At 43.7% G+C, this 15,544-nt stretch carries 19 protein-coding genes; 2 read left to right on the plus strand and 17 right to left on the minus strand.

Annotation, left to right across the window (positions count from 1 at the left end; genetic code table 11):
- Window positions 1-20 precede the first annotated feature (20 nt).
- The 9 genes from HY960_04250 to HY960_04290 form a co-directional block, all read right to left on the minus strand.
- Window positions 21-659: a peptidylprolyl isomerase gene (locus HY960_04250; protein MBI5214940.1), complete on the minus strand. Its 639-nt coding sequence runs from the start codon at window positions 657-659 to the stop codon at window positions 21-23.
- A 181-nt stretch (window positions 660-840) separates the two neighbouring features.
- Window positions 841-1,878, minus strand: coding sequence for a flippase-like domain-containing protein (locus HY960_04255; GenBank protein MBI5214941.1), 1,038 nt, complete (start codon window positions 1,876-1,878; stop codon window positions 841-843).
- Window positions 1,879-2,003: 125 nt separating this feature from the next.
- Window positions 2,004-2,642 carry an outer membrane lipoprotein carrier protein LolA gene (locus tag HY960_04260; protein ID MBI5214942.1) on the minus strand — a complete coding sequence of 213 codons (639 nt, stop codon included), beginning with the start codon at window positions 2,640-2,642 and terminating at the stop codon, window positions 2,004-2,006.
- A 3-nt stretch (window positions 2,643-2,645) separates the two neighbouring features.
- The gene (locus HY960_04265) at window positions 2,646-4,907 is read right to left on the minus strand and encodes a DNA translocase FtsK 4TM domain-containing protein (GenBank protein ID MBI5214943.1); all 2,262 of its coding nucleotides are present in this window, start codon (window positions 4,905-4,907) and stop codon (window positions 2,646-2,648) included.
- Between the two features lie 94 nt (window positions 4,908-5,001).
- On the minus strand, window positions 5,002-5,775 hold the full coding sequence (locus HY960_04270; protein ID MBI5214944.1) for a 2-phosphosulfolactate phosphatase: 774 nt from the start codon (window positions 5,773-5,775) through the stop codon (window positions 5,002-5,004).
- Window positions 5,776-5,778: 3 nt separating this feature from the next.
- The gene (gene gcvT / locus HY960_04275) at window positions 5,779-6,867 is read right to left on the minus strand and encodes a glycine cleavage system aminomethyltransferase GcvT (GenBank protein ID MBI5214945.1); all 1,089 of its coding nucleotides are present in this window, start codon (window positions 6,865-6,867) and stop codon (window positions 5,779-5,781) included.
- Window positions 6,864-7,511 carry a fructose-6-phosphate aldolase gene (gene fsa / locus HY960_04280; protein ID MBI5214946.1) on the minus strand — a complete coding sequence of 216 codons (648 nt, stop codon included), beginning with the start codon at window positions 7,509-7,511 and terminating at the stop codon, window positions 6,864-6,866. The genes gcvT and fsa overlap by 4 nt, the downstream gene beginning before the upstream one ends.
- A gap of 8 nt (window positions 7,512-7,519) precedes the next feature.
- Window positions 7,520-9,172 (minus strand): Rne/Rng family ribonuclease, encoded by a 1,653-nt coding sequence (locus tag HY960_04285; protein MBI5214947.1) that lies wholly within the window; start codon window positions 9,170-9,172, stop codon window positions 7,520-7,522.
- Entirely contained in the window at window positions 9,135-9,407 is a 273-nt protein-coding gene (locus HY960_04290; GenBank protein ID MBI5214948.1) for a hypothetical protein, read from the minus strand. Before HY960_04290 ends, HY960_04285 begins: the two co-directional genes overlap by 38 nt.
- Before the next feature lie 176 nt (window positions 9,408-9,583).
- On the opposite strand from HY960_04290, the gene smpB reads away from it, so the two are divergent.
- Both smpB and HY960_04300 read left to right on the plus strand, forming a co-directional pair.
- Window positions 9,584-10,051, plus strand: a complete 468-nt coding sequence (smpB, locus tag HY960_04295) for an SsrA-binding protein SmpB (protein ID MBI5214949.1) — start codon at window positions 9,584-9,586, stop codon at window positions 10,049-10,051.
- Window positions 10,052-10,246: 195 nt separating this feature from the next.
- Window positions 10,247-10,792, plus strand: a complete 546-nt coding sequence (locus tag HY960_04300; GenBank protein ID MBI5214950.1) for an arginine decarboxylase, pyruvoyl-dependent — start codon at window positions 10,247-10,249, stop codon at window positions 10,790-10,792.
- A gap of 25 nt (window positions 10,793-10,817) precedes the next feature.
- On the opposite strand, the gene HY960_04305 is transcribed toward HY960_04300, so the two are convergent.
- The 8 genes from HY960_04305 to HY960_04340 form a co-directional block, all read right to left on the minus strand.
- The gene (locus HY960_04305; GenBank protein MBI5214951.1) at window positions 10,818-11,093 is read right to left on the minus strand and encodes a DUF2442 domain-containing protein; all 276 of its coding nucleotides are present in this window, start codon (window positions 11,091-11,093) and stop codon (window positions 10,818-10,820) included.
- Window positions 11,094-11,102: 9 nt separating this feature from the next.
- Window positions 11,103-11,372 (minus strand): DUF4160 domain-containing protein, encoded by a 270-nt coding sequence (locus HY960_04310; GenBank protein MBI5214952.1) that lies wholly within the window; start codon window positions 11,370-11,372, stop codon window positions 11,103-11,105.
- 22 nt (window positions 11,373-11,394) lie between these two features.
- Window positions 11,395-11,874: a ribose 5-phosphate isomerase B gene (rpiB, locus tag HY960_04315; protein MBI5214953.1), complete on the minus strand. Its 480-nt coding sequence runs from the start codon at window positions 11,872-11,874 to the stop codon at window positions 11,395-11,397.
- 180 nt (window positions 11,875-12,054) lie between these two features.
- Window positions 12,055-12,576 (minus strand): septal ring lytic transglycosylase RlpA family protein, encoded by a 522-nt coding sequence (locus HY960_04320; GenBank protein ID MBI5214954.1) that lies wholly within the window; start codon window positions 12,574-12,576, stop codon window positions 12,055-12,057.
- Between the two features lie 130 nt (window positions 12,577-12,706).
- The gene (locus HY960_04325; protein MBI5214955.1) at window positions 12,707-13,795 is read right to left on the minus strand and encodes a mannose-1-phosphate guanylyltransferase; all 1,089 of its coding nucleotides are present in this window, start codon (window positions 13,793-13,795) and stop codon (window positions 12,707-12,709) included.
- Window positions 13,796-13,890: 95 nt separating this feature from the next.
- Window positions 13,891-15,018 carry an alanine racemase gene (gene alr, locus HY960_04330; GenBank protein ID MBI5214956.1) on the minus strand — a complete coding sequence of 376 codons (1,128 nt, stop codon included), beginning with the start codon at window positions 15,016-15,018 and terminating at the stop codon, window positions 13,891-13,893.
- A gap of 76 nt (window positions 15,019-15,094) precedes the next feature.
- Window positions 15,095-15,316: a type II toxin-antitoxin system HicA family toxin gene (locus tag HY960_04335; protein MBI5214957.1), complete on the minus strand. Its 222-nt coding sequence runs from the start codon at window positions 15,314-15,316 to the stop codon at window positions 15,095-15,097.
- The gene (locus HY960_04340) at window positions 15,313-15,519 is read right to left on the minus strand and encodes a type II toxin-antitoxin system HicB family antitoxin (protein ID MBI5214958.1); all 207 of its coding nucleotides are present in this window, start codon (window positions 15,517-15,519) and stop codon (window positions 15,313-15,315) included. The genes HY960_04335 and HY960_04340 overlap by 4 nt, the downstream gene beginning before the upstream one ends.
- Between the last annotated feature and the right edge of the window lie 25 nt (window positions 15,520-15,544).

The raw sequence follows: 15,544 nt of genomic DNA on the forward strand, positions 1-15,544 counted from the left end.
AATACTTTCACCAAAAAATATTACTTCTTTGGTTCTTCTTTCTTTTCACCTTTCACATACACGCTTTTCATGGTTACAGGTGTAAGCGGTTTGTTTCCTTGCGGGGAAACTTTCACTTTTCCGATTGCTTCGACAACATCCATTCCCGCAACGACCTGTCCGAAGATGGTGTGTTTATTGTTCAACCACGGCGTTGGCACGAGCGTGATGAAAAACTGACTGCCGTTTGTCCCAGGCCCGGCGTTCGCCATTGCGAGTATGCCTTTTTTATCGAATTGATATTTGGGGCTGAACTCGTCTTCAAATTTTTTCCCGTAGATACTTTCGCCGCCCATTCCGGTTCCGGTCGGGTCGCCGCCTTGAATCATGAATTGGTCAATAACACGGTGAAAAATTATTCCGTTGTAGTACCCTTTTTTCGAGAGTTGGACAAAGTTCTCGACTGTCTTCGGTGCATCGCCACGGAACATTTGAATTTCAATTGTTCCCATGGATGTTTCTATCACGACGATTTCCGGAGTTTTCGGAACAGGGTTTTTCGGTTCTGCTTGATTTTCCATTTTCTTTGGTTCTTCCTTTTTGGTTTTATCTTGCGCATTAAGTGCAACGATGCCAACGAAGGCAATCATTGCAACGATGAAAAAAAGATTTCGAATCATAGATTCCTCTTTGATTGTTAATTGATGATGGTTAATTATAATATTTTTATTGTATTAAAAACTATTTGACTACGAAATTCTAAATCCGAATTTCAAAATTCTAAACAAATTCAAATCTCGAAATCCTAAAGTAAGCAATTGATTCGTTATTAGGATTTAGGATTTGTTTAGATATTCAAAATTAGACATTAGAGTTTTCCACTGTTTCCTTGACTGTCCGTTCCGCTTTCATCACTTCCGACATGTGCAGTTTATCTTTGAAGAAATAGACTGCACCGAGAAGTGTGACACCGACAAATCCGACTGCGTGAGTTATGGTTGCATAACTTCGGGCGACATCTTCGTTCACATTATACAACTTCGTCAATGTTTGAATCGTGAAGTAGTGATACGGTCCGGTTGCGCCGGGAGTCGGAATCACAATACCGATGCTTGAGATTGCCTGAACAACAAACGCAGATGCAAAATCAAGATTGTATGTCGTCGTCATTCCAAATGCGTAAAACGGGAGATACATCATTAAGATATATAATCCCCAAATGACGACCGTTTGAAAACCCATGACAAGATAATTCTTCGGGTCTTTCAAAAACAAAAATCCGTCAAGAAACGAATGAACGATATGTTCTACTAACTGTGCTTTTCGTTCGGATAATTTTCGCGTAATGAATTTAAGAAATCTCTCAACAATATCCCGACGGAACATGAGATAAATGAACAATCCAAGAAACGCTAAGGTAACAACGGTAAGCCATATTCCGGTTTCCTCCAGCCACGGAAAATTTTCCGTCAGCGGTCCGTTATACATGAACGGAATCAACATTATTAACACCATGAACGACAGAATATCAAATATTCGCTCAATAAGCACGGTTCCGAACGCGGCGCTTCGAGAAACTCCTTCCAACTTTCCGATAGCATACGGTCGAACAAACTCCCCCGCCCTCGGCAGGACGTTATTCATCATGTACCCGACTATCAACGACGAAAATAAATTCCGGTACTTTATATCCTTTTTGACAGGTCGAAGAAAATATTCCCATCGCCACGCCCGCACTGCATGACTCAACACCAACAACGGAAACATCGCGAGCGCCCACCAATAGTTCGCCTGCGAAAGTGTTTCCCACAACTTTCCGAAATCCGTTCCGCGAAACGCGAAGAACAGAAACACTCCCATCAGCAACAGGCTTGATAATGTTTTTAACGTTGATTTCACTCGTGTTAGTTTGTAGTTTTTGGTTTGTAGTTTTGGTTCTTTGTTATTAGTCAATCGTCATTGGTCATTTGAGAATCTTCGATGCTCATTGTCCACATCGCATATCTCATATCCCACATCGCATATCATCTCATGTCAATGACTTCTACACCTTTCGGTGCGTTGAACATGAAGAGAGAATCAGAAATCCCTGTGTTCAATTTGATTTCATCAATGCTGTATGTTGTCGTATTTCCATTGAGATAATGAATTTGAATTTTTCGCATCAGCCATGCCGATTCATCAACCCAAGCCTGCATGAATTGCATTGAAGATTTTTCTTTCGGAAAAAGTTTGATGACTGTCGTGTTGAGAGAGCCGAGTTTTTCTTTACCGATTGTTTCGCTTGTGAATTGCTTTGGCAACGCAGTCATGATTTTATCGGGTGTGAGCATATCTTCCTCTTCCTGATAATCATTCACTAACACTTGCTTATTTGATTTTGAATACGTCCAGACTGTTTTGCCGTTGGTGATAATCGTTTGTTCACCGACTTCAATTTTGTATTTGTTTCCTTTCTTGAAGGTCAACTTTCCGACGAACGATTGTTCTTTCTTTGAAACGGTGAACTGCATCTTCTGAGCGAACGAAATCGTGGCGTCTTTTAGTCCATCATACTTCTTTTGAAGTTGAGAGAGGATTTTTTCTGAATCGTCGGCGAATGTGAAATTCGGGGCGAGAATTACAATCAATAAAAGATAATATGTGAGATTTGTTTTTTGCATTAACTATGGCAACATCATCGGATTCTCAAGAATCCGCTCCAATTGTTCTTCGTTTTCAACGAGTACTTGGCGTGCTTTACTTCCATCAAATGGACCGACTATTCCGGCGGCTTCGAGTTCGTCAATCAAACGGGCGGCGCGGGAGTAACCGACTTTCAATCGCCGCTGAATCAGCGAAACGGAACCTTGTTGATGACGCACCACAAGACTTGCCGCTTCTTCAAAGAACTCATCTCTCTCACCTGTAGTTCCCCCCATTCTCGATGACTTCCGTTCGACAATTGAAGGAAGCATGAACGGTTTGCTGTATCCTTGTTGCTTTGCGATATGATTTGTCAACCGCTCGACTTCATCGGAGGAAATAAATGCGTTCTGAATACGCGTCGGCTTGGGCGAACCGGAAGGCAAGTACAACATGTCGCCGCTTCCAAGTAATTGTTCCGCTCCGTTCATATCGAGAATGGTTCGCGAATCTGTTTTCGATGCAACCTGAAACGCAATGCGTGCAGGAAAGTTTGCTTTGATGACGCCGGTAATAACATCAACCGACGGTCGTTGCGTTGCAAGAATGAGATGAATCCCGACGGCGCGCGCAAGTTGTGCGAGACGTGCAATCGGTTCTTCCACTTCTTTCGCGGCAGTAATCATCAGGTCAGCCAATTCATCTATCACGACAATAATGTAAGGCATTTTCCTATGCTTGATTGTTTCCGTGTCTTTCAGTCGTCCGTCTTTTAACCGCTCGTTGTAATCCTGAAGGTTGCGAACACCGCCTGCGGCAAGTCGGTCGTAACGTTTTTCCATTTCCAACTCAACGCTTCGTAACACGCTCACCGCGTTGTCCGGAGTCGTGATGATCTCTTCGCGCATATCGGGTGAACATGCAAGGAAATGCTGCCGGAGCCGTTTATAATTCGTCAACTCGATTTTCTTCGGGTCAATGATAACAAACTTCACTTCCGACGGATGCATCTTAAACAACAGACTTGCAAGAATTGTGTTGATGCCGACACTCTTTCCTGAACCGGTCGAGCCGGCAATTAACAAGTGTGGCATCTTCGATAAATCATCAACAAACACCTCGCCTGAAATTGTCTTGCCGAGTGCAATCGGGAGCGATGATTTTTGCTCGCGGAATTTGTTCGAAACAATAACACTCTTGAGATAGACGATTGACGGATTCTTGTTCGGAATTTCGATGCCGACAGCGCTTTTTCCGGGGATCGGAGCGATAATGCGGATTCCTTTCGCCGCAAGCGCGAGCGCAATATCATCTTCCAAACTCACGATGCGGCTGATTTTCACTCCCGATGCCGGAACCAATTCATACAACGTAATCACGGGACCGGGGACAACACTGACGCTTTCTATTTCAATTCCAAAGTTGGCAAGTTTCGCCCGAACAAGTTCTGCGTTCGCTTTCAGTTCTTCTTCCGGAATTTCCTCACCGCCGCGAACCATGTCAAGTAAATCAGCCGAAGGAAATACGTACTCGATTTCTTCGTTTTCATTTTCTGCCGGAGGCAGTGGCTCAACTTCATTCTCGTTGTTTGATTCAACTTCCTGTACTACTCGCTTTGGTTGAGGTTGCTTTTTCGGAGGTGGTTCTACTTCTTCTTCCTCTTCATCAACCGGCTCGTGTGGTCGGACAACGATTTCCATTTCTCTCGGAGGCGCTTCTTCCTCCTCATCATTGTCTTCGACTTCAGGTTCTTCTTCTTGTTCGATGTCTTCTTCCCTGCGAACAGCAAACTCCATTTCTGATTCTTCTTCGACTTCTTCCTTCTCTGATTTTTTTGAAAGCGAACCTGTCATCTCCTTCCAAAGATTTTCCAATCGCTCAAGCGATTTATGAATATCTAAATCAACTGCGAGGATGATGGTAACGAGCATCAATGTTACAACGATTATCGAAGAACCGATACTTCCGAGAAGTTCAACAAGAATTTCTGCCGAGAATCCACCAATCGCACCAAACCATTCGCTCCGGATATCGCCGACAACAAGATTGGATATTCCCATCGCCGTTGAAAAGAGAAGTACGAAAATGAGTGTGTAGTTTGTGAAAATAACCGGCTTGCGCTTATCAAGTTTGCGCAGAGCCACCCAACCCCACATCACCATGAGCGATGCCAAAGCAATCGAAGCAAACCCGACAGTCGCGTTGACAAAAAAATCAGAAACCACCTTTCCGACGATACCAAGACTGTTCCCCTCTTCGTTGTAAAAAATAATACTGAGGAAAGAGAACAGACCAAGCACAATGACGCCGAGCGCGGTAAGTTGTTTCCAACGCTCCGGGTTCGATTGTTTCTTCGGAGTTTTTTTCGGGGCTTGCTTCACTGAAGTCGCCGGTGAGTTAGTTCGCCTGCTTACTGTGTGAGTTCGTCGCGTCGGTGCTGAGTTTGATGACTCCGCCCGCAAGCATCGGCACGGAACCGTACGAATCAATCTCCGAACAGAATTTCAAATCATCTTCAAACCCGATTTCGACAAGATACTTTCCGTGGTCTGAATGTTTCATCATCTTCAACACATTGCTTCCGAATGTTTTATCGAGTGCGACGGCTGAGCGTGCGCTATCATCGAGAAGCAGTTTGTCTTCCTCGTTGTCCATCAAAGCGGAAATAATTTTCCCGGCGCAGATGGTATCTTCAAGCGAGAAACGATTTGCCTGACCGGAACAAACGATGACGACGTCGCTCTTCCAACTTTGAATGAGATTTACCACGCTCGTTAAATTGATGAAGGACGCGACGAGTAGATTTTTTGCATAACGTGCCTTCACCATCGCGGCGGTTCCGTTCGTCGTGAGAAGAACGATAGATTTTCCTTTGACTTTTTCTTCCGTGAAGGTGAGCGGAGAATTGCCAAGGTCGAATCCTTCAATCATCTTTCCGTTTCGTTCGCCGCACCGCAGAGTTACTTCCCTCGTTAAATTGCTGAAGACTTTGTAGCCGCTTTCCATATCGCCGACGGGAATAATTTCCCGCGCGCCATTCGTCAGGGCAACCACAATAGTTGATGCAGAACGAAGCACATCTATCACGATGACATTTTTGCCGGTGAGCAATTCTTCATCAACACTTGATGGTGTAAAGTGAACTTCGATTTTATTTTTGTTTGATTTCATGTTTTACTTTTTGAGAAACGGAAGTTTCGTTACACGCGCATTGATGGTTTTATTCCGAATTACTACTTCGATAGTAGAATCCGGTTGAGAAAATTCAGGCGACACATAGCCCATCCCGATTCCTTTTTCAAGAACCGGTGAAAGCGTTCCGCTCGTAACCGCTCCGATGGAAACATTCGTGGAACGAAGTTCATAACCATGACGGGGAAATGCTTTTTCATCCTCAATGATGAAGCCCACTAATTTTCTTTTCAAACCATCTTGCTGAATTGTTTGCAAGGCATCTCGTCCGATAAAGTCGCCCTTGTTCAGTTTTGTAATCCACCCCAAACCTGCTTCTAGCGGATTCGTTGTTTGGTCAATATCATTACCGTAAAGGCAAAATCCCATTTCAAGCCGGAGTGTATCCCGCGCTCCAAGTCCTATTGGTTTGATGTTAAACTCCTTCCCCGCATCCATGAGCACACTCCAGACGTTTTCACCCAACAATTGATTGGAATCGAAATACAATTCAAAACCAAGTTCGCCGGTGTAACCGGTTCGTGAAACGAGCATCTCAACTCCTGCAACCTTCGCATGAACGAATGTATAGTACGGCATCTCGTTCAACTTCGCATCGGTAAGTTTCTGAACTGTTGCCAAGGATTGCGGACCTTGCACTGCAAGTAATGAATACTCATCGCTTCTGTTCGTCACTTCTGCCTGAAGCGAACCAACGTTCGACTTCATCCATTCAAAATCTTTCTGCAGGTTCGATGCGTTCACAACAAGCATGTACGAATCGCCCAAGCAATAGACAAGTAAGTCATCCACGATGCCGCCATCAGGATAACACATCGCTGAGTATTGAACTTTTCCGTGAGTCAGTTTTGAAGCATCGTTCGTCGTAAGTCGTTGAACAAGTGCAAGAGCATCGGTCCCTGTAATGAAAATTTCACCCATGTGCGAAACATCAAACACGCCGACGGACGAACGTACGGCTTTATGTTCTTCAATGATGCCGGTATAATGGACAGGCATCTCAAATCCACCGAACTCAATTAACTTTGCACCAAGTTGCCGATGAATTTGGGTAAATGCGGTTTGTTTCATTTTGCCTGAACTTTTTTCCAATCTTCAAGGAAACGAGTCAAGCCAATATCGGTGAGAGGATGTTTGATGAGTTGCGTCCAGACACCGTACGGCATTGTGGCAATGTCTGCGCCAAGCATTGCTGACTCAACAACGTGAACAGGATTGCGGATGCTTGCAACAAGCACTTGCGTATCGAAATTGTAGTTCCGGTAAATCGTGATAATTTGGCTGATGAGTTCCATGCCTGTTTGACTGATGTCATCAAGCCGACCGATGAATGGACTGATAATGTACGCGCCAGCTTTTGCGGCGAGTAATGCTTGCGTCGGAGAAAAGCACAACGTCACGTTGCAACGAATTCCCTCCGCGCTGAATCGCTGAACGGCAATCAAGCCATCTTTGATAAGCGGAACTTTCACGACAACATTGTCAGAGATTTTTGCAAGTTCACGTCCTTCGATTAGCATTCCTTCGACATCCGTGGCAGTTACTTCGGCGCTTACATCGCCTTTCACAATTCCACAAATATCTTTGATAATGTCTTTGAACGGACGGTTTTCTTTTGCAACAAGACTTGGGTTCGTAGTTACTCCATCGAGTAAACCCGTGCTTGCCGCTTCACGGATTTCATTGAAGTTTGCAGTGTCAAGAAAAATTTTCATAGTCAGTGTTAATTAGATTCAAATGTTTCGGTAATGTCTTTGTTTTGCTTGATTGAGAAAAAGCGATATTCTGCAACGGGCATCTTCGGGTCTTCTTCCAATTTGATGATGACACGAAATCTCAGCATAAATTCCCGCCGTTTATTCCAGAATCCCTGGTTCAAATATGCCGCAAGACTTGGATGGAGTTTGAGGATGATACGCAATTCGGGACCCTCAGATTTAAATCGTCGCAACCATCGTTCAATATGATTGACCACTGTTGCCTTCGATTGAACAAGACCAGCGCCGCCGCAAACGGGGCACGGCTCACTGAAACTGTGCAGAACACTCTGACGGATTCTTTGTCTTGTTATTTGAACGATACCAAATTCAGTCATCGGGAGAACCGTTACTTTTGCGCGGTCTCTACGGAATTCCTTCCTCAACTCATCATATACTTTCTTTTTGCTTGAATCATCTTCGAGGTCAATAAAATCAACAACGATGATTCCACCTATGTCGCGCAGTCGAAGTTGACGACACAATTCACGCGATGCTTCAAGATTTGTTCGAAGCGAGTTTTGTTCCTGTTCCCGTTTCGCCGCGTAGCGTCCGCTGTTGACATCAACAACAACCATCGCTTCGGTTTGTTCGATGATAATGTAGCCGCCACTCTTCAGCCAGACTTTTCTACCGAACGAGGTGGCAATTTCTTTTTCAACACCATACGCATCAAAGATTGGTTCGCGGTCTTTGTACAGTTCGACTTTATCAATCAGATGTGCCGAGTTTTGGTCTAAGTACGTGCGGATTTCTTTGTGAAGTCTCTTTGAGTCAGTTACAACGCGCTCAACATTGTCCGTAAACAAATCGCGAATCACATGCGATGTTGTGGACATATCTTTGTACAACAATGTTGGCGGTTGCTCTGCTTTTACTTTCTTTTCAACTTCACGCCACGTTTCAATCAGTTTCTCAAGGTCTTGCTTAATGGCTGATTCTTCACGATCGGTTGCAACCGTTCGAATAATCACGCCGAAACCATTGGGTAAGATGCTTCTGACAATTCTTCGTAATCTTCGCTTTTCACGGAAATTGGGAATCTTTTTAGAAACTCCAATCCGTCCGTTGAACGGCATCAAAACAATAAAGCGTCCGGGGAGAGAAATTTCCGAAGTGACACGAACACCTTTTCGCCCAACAGGTTCTTTCGTCACCTGAACGATGATGTCCTGTCCGGCAGTTAAATTTGGATTCGTTCGTTTGTTTTCCGGCGGACGACCATATCGTTGTCTTGGTCTGGAATCTTGACGACTTTTTGTTACGGGAGTTGCAGGAACTTCTTCGAGGGAGTTAGCGCCGGGGATTTCATCGTCTTCATCGGAATCATCATCATCGTCATCATCAATATCAGCATCGTCTTCACCAACCAATGCAGAATATTCATTGAATGATTCGCCGATGTCTGAAAAATGAAGGAAGGCGTCTTGCTTATGTCCGATATCAATAAATGCCGCCCGGATACCCGGCATAACCCGGGCAATTTTACCGAAAAAGATATCGCCTACAAGGCGTTCTTTCTCCGGTGTTTCAACGTACAGTTCCGCAAGTCGTTTATCTTCTGTAATTGCAATGCGTATTTCATTCGCTGTTTCGTTGATGATGATTTCTTTTTTCATGTAGAGTACCTCGTTCCTTTCGATAGCTGTCGTTCGGACAGCCGCTCCAAAAATAATCCCGCTGTAAGAATTGTCGCCGGTAAGAATGTGTGCAACGTAGCAGCCGGACCTTTGCCGGAGCGAAGTAACGGAACGAAGTGGGCAATTGTTCCCTGATGAAATCGGGGGAAAACACTCGTTGAAGAAAGATACCCAGTATCGTTAACCAGAAACTTGTTGCGTTATCAAATGCCATGTTAAATTTGTACAGCAAACTGAGTTAAATAGTTTATTAAATGTCGGGTCTAAATTAACTATTTTTTTCAAGTATTGCAAGGGATTCTTCTGACTTTCATCAATTTTCATTGAAGGAATTGGCACCCTTGTATTATTTTTCCAAAATGATTATTTTTGTCCCATCGAAAATGAGCGATGAGCAAACCACCACAGACCGACGAACGAAAAGTCGTCGTTACCAATCGCAAAGCCCAGCATGATTATTTCATCGAAGAAACGTTTGAAGCAGGCATTGCGCTGAAAGGAACCGAAGTCAAGTCGTTGCGGCTGAATCAGGCAAATTTGCAGGATAGTTACGCGGCAATTCGTGACGGCTCGGTCTGGTTGGTCGGAATGCACATCAACCAATTTGAAAAAGGAAACATCAACAATCACGACCCGAAACGGGAACGGAGATTACTCCTTCACAAACGGGAAATCAGACGCCTGAAAGCGCGTGTCGTTGATAAGGGACTTACCCTTGTCCCAATTTCTGTCTATTTTGTCAAGAACATTGCAAAGATTGAACTTGCAGTTGCCCGCGGGAAGAAGTCGTATGACAAACGTGAGACAATTGCCAAGCGAGATGCCGAGCGGGAAATCCGCAGACGCAATACTGAATAAATACTAAATCCGAATATCTAAATCCTAAACAAATTCTAATATCAAAACTTCAAACTAATTTGTGAATTTTCGACATTAGAATTTGTTTAGAAATTCGTTTTTAGAATTTAGGATTTCTGTTTCAAGTTTTATTTAGCAAAACAATACAATAAATTATGTCACAAATATCATTACTTAATTTCAAGGATTACTAAGTTGTACGTACCAACTCGTCTCTTCTTTACCAAAGGCGTGGGTCGCCATAAAGATTACCTCCAATCATTTGAGTTAGCATTGCGCGATGCAAAAATCGAAAAATGCAATCTCGTCACTGTCTCCAGTATTTATCCCCCCGGATGCAAACGCATTCCCACCGATGAAGGATTAAAAGCCCTTCAACCCGGACAAATTACGTTTGCAGTCATTGCCCGCAACGCAACGAACGAACCGAATCGTCTTATTGCATCTTCAATCGGTGTTGCAGTCCCCGCAGATAGCACGCAGTACGGTTATCTGTCCGAGCATCATCCCTTCGGTGAAACCGATGAAAAAGCGGGCGAGTACGCGGAAGACCTTGCGGCTACAATGTTGGCAACTACATTAGGAGTCGAGTTTAATCCCGACACAGCATGGGATGAACGAGAGAAACAGTACAAGATGAGCGGAAAGATTGTGCGGACGTTTAACATCACGCAATCTGCGGAAGGCGATAAGAACGGGTTGTGGACGACAGTGCTTGCTTCGGCGATATTGTTGCCGTAGGTCTCAGTAATCCTGTTATAGAAAATTAAGTAGCTCCTACAAGTTGTTGATTCATTTCTTCCTCTTGTAGGAGTTTACTTTCTGCATATAATGTATCTGGGCATAAGTCCTGACCATTCATCCATTGTACACTTCCTAAAAACGGCTTGACTGTGTAAAATAAGTTTTTATCTTTCAGTTCTTTAAATATTCCGATTGATAAATACGGTTTCATATCAAATAATTTACTCTCTCCATTTTCAAATTTAAGCACAAGAGTAAAATCGTTATTCGGCTTTACAGATTTAACACGCGGATTCATATTTCCCTTCTACTTTAATGGTTCAATCTTAAAAACATTTTCCCCTTTCGAAGCAAGTTCCCAATCTGCCATGAGGTCTTCCTTATGAATTTCTATCCATGCTTGAATCAGTTTCATTTTATTTGATTTAAGATCACCTTCAAGCAATTCTCCGTTCGGAATAGCAAAAACCGCTTCTTCTTCTTGATACCGTACATGAATGTGTGGAACATTATGTCGTTTGTTATCCAAATAGTACATCGAGATAATCAAACCATAAAACATTGAAATAACTGCCATAACTTGCCCGCTGGATTGCTTCTTACTTCCCAAACCTCTTCTCAATTTCCATAATCATCTCCACACGCTTCACATGTCTGCCACCGCCGAACCATGTTTCGAGCCATGCTTTAACAATTGCTTTTGCTAACTCGCTTCCGAGAACGCGGCCGCCGAGCGTGAGAACATTTGCATCATTATGTTCACGACTGCTTCGTGCAGTGAATTCGTTATGACAACATGCTGCACGAATTTTCGGAACTTTGTTTGCCACCATCGCCGATGCGGCACCGACTGCATCTATCATAATTCCCTTTGATGCTTCGCCAAGCGAGACCATTCGAGCAACTGCATACGCAAAAGATGGATAATCGCACGCTTCTTCCGAATACGTGCCGACATCAACAACTTTATATCCCAAACTTTCGATGAACGGCTTCAATTGTTCTTTTAGTTGAAATCCGCCGTGGTCGCTTCCGATGGCGACGGTTTCTCCTTTTCCGTCCGTCTTTGGTTGTGGCATCGCGGGGGTTGATGGCTTTGCTGATTCCTTCGCTTGCTCGGTTAATTTCACACCGAGAAGTCTTGCCCGCTCTTTTGCCGCCATCGTTACGAGCGTTCCTTTTTCATACGTGATGTTTTTCTCACCGCGTTGCGATGCTTCGAAAACTGTCTGTTCGCTGATTAACTTTTTTGCCATAATTTATTTTTCAGGAGTTACGGGACCAAGTTCGATTACTTCAAGTCGCACACGAGCGGTTCCTGGACCAATCATGTCAATCTCTTTAGCAGCAGAAACCGAGAGGTCAATAATCCTGTCGCCGACAAACGGACCTCGGTCGTTGATGCGGACTTCTGTTGTTTTCATGTTTGTAAGATTTGTTACTTTTACTCGTGTATTGAACGGCAATGTCTGATGTGCCGCAGTCATTTTATACATGTCATATATTTCACCGTTCGATGTTTGTTGTCCGTGATACGGCTCTGCATAATACGAAGCAATTCCTTCTTCTACCAATTGATAATTTCCATCGCCGACATATCGCGAGGTAAAACGCGGCGATGAGGTACAGCCAATCAAGAGAAGGCATGCAAATATAAAATAAAAACAAACAATCTTGTTTTCATTGTGAGCGTAGCGAAGCAATCTCGCACTCGAATGATGCACTGAGAGTGGGATTGCTTCACCCCGCTGAAGCGGGATTCGCAATGACTCGAAATTCATTGTCATTGCGAATCCCGTTCATCATTTATCAGAACGGGATGAAGCAATCTCGCTCCCGAACAAAGAAGAAAATAAGAGATCGCTTTAACTGATAAATAGGATTTGCGAAGACTGTGTCGTTTCGTTTGCATCAAAGATAGTCGTTGAGTTGTTTCCGTCGCAGGTAATCCACAACTTCTTTCACGTCTTGTGAGTGGTCTTTCTTACACACAAGGACAGAATCATCTGTTACAATCACAATCAAATTATCAACATCAACAGAAGCGACGAATTTATTTCCGGCATGAACATACGTATTCTTTGAATTATGGAAAAATACTTTGCCACTGCTTGAATTTCCATGCTCATCCTTCGACGCAAGTCGCATCACTTCGTCCCACGAACCGACATCGCTCCATCCGAAATTTCCTTTAATAACATAGACGCTCTTCGCCTTCTCCATGACACCATAGTCAATGGAAATTCCGCGGATTGTCCGGTACGCAGTATCAAACACCTGCTCGAACTTGTCGCTTCCGAATGCCTTGTCAATCTTGAGCAACTCCTCATTCATTTCAGGAAGAAGCAATTGAATTTCTCTTAGGATTGCGTCCACGCGCCAGATGAACATACCGCTGTTCCAAAGAAAATCGCCGCTTTCCAAAAAGCGATACGCAGTCGGAAGATTTGGCTTTTCGGCAAACGTACGCACCCGGTAAACACCTTTTTCAAAATACGGATTATCCTTATCCTCGTCATCTCGAACCTGAATATAGCCGTAACCTGTTTCCGGTCTTGTCGGTTGAATGCCGACGGTGATGAGACTTCCCGATTCTTCAGCGACCCAGATTGCCAGTCGAAGTACACGCCGAAATTCTTCTTCGTCTTGCATGATGTGGTCGGCGGGAAGCACGACCATTACCGCTTCCGGGTCGAAGCGACGGATGTACATTGCGGCAAGTCCGATGCACGGCGCAGTGTTTCGTCCGACCGGTTCTAGCAGAATATTTTCAAGCGGAATTTCCGGCAGTTGCCGCACAAGCGCTTGCTTCTGCGTTTTATTAGTGACGATGACAATTTTGCGCGGGTCAATCAAATCACGAAGACGACCAACCGTATTTTGTATCATCGTTCCTTTACCAACAATTTCCAGCAATTGCTTGGGAGTTTTTTCGCGGCTTCGGGGCCAAAACCTCGTGCCGACTCCCCCTGCCATGATTACTGCATAAACATTAGGCATACATTTCCTTAGTTACAATCTTCATTTACGTGTTTAGAGTTTCGTGTTTTGAGTTTTAGTTTGATGTTTCATGTTTTGGGCTTTGAGTTGTATCATCAATATTTTCCATCATTGATAATAATTCGGGGGACACGTTCAGAAATATTCGTCAGAATTTCATACGGAATTGTACCGAGTTTTTCTGCAAGTTCCCACGCAGTAATTGTTTCATCTCCCGATGTTCCAATCAGCACAACATCTTCGCCGACATGAATTGTCGAGTGCATTCCAACATCAACCATGATTTGGTCCATGCAAATCGTTCCAACCACCGGAAAGCGTTTGCTGTGAATGAGTACTTCCGCTTTATTACTCAAACCACGATTGTATCCGTCTCCATATCCAATTGGTACTGTGGCAATCTTCGTTGCAGTTTTGGTGAAGTACCTTCTTCCGTAACTGATGCTCGTATTTGCGGGTGATACTTTCCAAAAATTCATGGTTGATTTTAATGAGAGAACCGCTTTCAATCCGTTACTCGTTTTCATTTCTCTTGATGGATGAATTCCGTAAAGTGCGATGCCGGGACGAACCATCGAAAAATATGTTTCGGGCATTTCAAGTACAGCCGCGCTGTTTGCAATATGAATAAACGGAATTTGAATTTTCAACCGCTCAAGTTCTGCAAGAATGTGTTTGAATTGTGCAAGTTGGTAATATGCAAACGATTTATCCTGTTCATCCGAATTTGCAAAGTGACTGTACAATCCAACCACATTCAATCTACTCAACGAACACGCACGTTCAATAAACTGAATCGCCCTCTCGGTTCTCACCCCGATTCTTCCCATTCCCGTATCAATCTTCAAATGAACATTGGCTTTTGTTTTGCCAAGTTTTTCCAACTCCGACTGTAAGTATTCTGCTTTCTCAACCGATGGAATGGAAACATCGAGTTCGTTTTCAACAATCGTATGAATCTCATCTTTCTGAAATCCGACAAGCACGAGCACCGGAGTTTTGATTCCGTTCTGACGAAGAATCACTCCTTCATCTGCATGTGCAATGGCGAGATAATCCGCTCCATATTGCTCAAGAGATTTCGCAATCTGAATCATTCCATGTCCGTACGCATTATCTTTCACCACCGCCATGATTTTAACATCTTTGCCAACCTTCTGCTTTACGTACGAGAAGTTGTGCTGAAGTGCGGAAAGATTTATTTCGACTCGGGAGACTCTCACAATTAATGTTTGCAGGTTATAGGTTTGTGGTTTCAGGTTTTATTGTTTGTTGTAATTAGTATTGATGAAACAACACTCAAAGCAGTTCGGTGAATTGTTCAACTGATATTCCTGCTTGACGAATGATTGCCCTCAGCGTCCCTCTGTCAAGTTCCTTATGGTCAGGAACAACTAACTGACTAAAGGGTTCTGTCCTTCTGAGTATGATGTGACTTCCTTCTTGCCGCTTATAGAAATATCCAATTTTATTTAGTGCTTTTACACAATCACGGCCGGAAATATTCGGTAACTTACTCATACAGCGACAAGCATAGTATCAAAATGTTCTTCCGGAACTTCAATACCATCTTCTCGCAACGCATTAATATATCCTTGAATTGCTTCTTTGATATTACACATCGCTTCTTCTTTATTCAACCCCTGACTGATACATCCTGGAAGACTTGGACACTCGGCTACCCAATAGCCATCGTCGCCCGGATGGATTACGACTTGTCTCATAGTTATTTTACTGTTATTGCTAAAT

This window comes from Ignavibacteriota bacterium (assembly GCA_016212665.1).
In the GTDB taxonomy this organism is placed as follows: domain Bacteria; phylum Bacteroidota; class Ignavibacteria; order UBA10030; family SZUA-254; genus FW602-bin19.

What these genes read in the sequence shown, in the direction of transcription:
- HY960_04250 (MBI5214940.1), bottom strand. Translation starts at nt 659, where the DNA reads ATGATTCGAAATCTTTTTTTCATCGTTGCAATGATTGCCTTCGTTGGC.
- HY960_04260 (MBI5214942.1), bottom strand. Translation starts at nt 2,642, where the DNA reads ATGCAAAAAACAAATCTCACATATTATCTTTTATTGATTGTAATTCTC.
- HY960_04270 (MBI5214944.1), bottom strand. Translation starts at nt 5,775, where the DNA reads ATGAAATCAAACAAAAATAAAATCGAAGTTCACTTTACACCATCAAGT.
- gcvT (MBI5214945.1), bottom strand. Translation starts at nt 6,867, where the DNA reads ATGAAACAAACCGCATTTACCCAAATTCATCGGCAACTTGGTGCAAAG.
- fsa (MBI5214946.1), bottom strand. Translation starts at nt 7,511, where the DNA reads ATGAAAATTTTTCTTGACACTGCAAACTTCAATGAAATCCGTGAAGCG.
- HY960_04285 (MBI5214947.1), bottom strand. Translation starts at nt 9,172, where the DNA reads ATGAAAAAAGAAATCATCATCAACGAAACAGCGAATGAAATACGCATT.
- HY960_04290 (MBI5214948.1), bottom strand. Translation starts at nt 9,407, where the DNA reads ATGGCATTTGATAACGCAACAAGTTTCTGGTTAACGATACTGGGTATC.
- smpB (MBI5214949.1), top strand. Translation starts at nt 9,584, where the DNA reads ATGAGCAAACCACCACAGACCGACGAACGAAAAGTCGTCGTTACCAAT.
- HY960_04305 (MBI5214951.1), bottom strand. Translation starts at nt 11,093, where the DNA reads ATGAATCCGCGTGTTAAATCTGTAAAGCCGAATAACGATTTTACTCTT.
- HY960_04310 (MBI5214952.1), bottom strand. Translation starts at nt 11,372, where the DNA reads ATGGCAGTTATTTCAATGTTTTATGGTTTGATTATCTCGATGTACTAT.
- rpiB (MBI5214953.1), bottom strand. Translation starts at nt 11,874, where the DNA reads ATGCCACAACCAAAGACGGACGGAAAAGGAGAAACCGTCGCCATCGGA.
- HY960_04320 (MBI5214954.1), bottom strand. Translation starts at nt 12,576, where the DNA reads ATGAATTTCGAGTCATTGCGAATCCCGCTTCAGCGGGGTGAAGCAATC.
- HY960_04325 (MBI5214955.1), bottom strand. Translation starts at nt 13,795, where the DNA reads ATGCCTAATGTTTATGCAGTAATCATGGCAGGGGGAGTCGGCACGAGG.
- HY960_04335 (MBI5214957.1), bottom strand. Translation starts at nt 15,316, where the DNA reads ATGAGTAAGTTACCGAATATTTCCGGCCGTGATTGTGTAAAAGCACTA.
- HY960_04340 (MBI5214958.1), bottom strand. Translation starts at nt 15,519, where the DNA reads ATGAGACAAGTCGTAATCCATCCGGGCGACGATGGCTATTGGGTAGCC.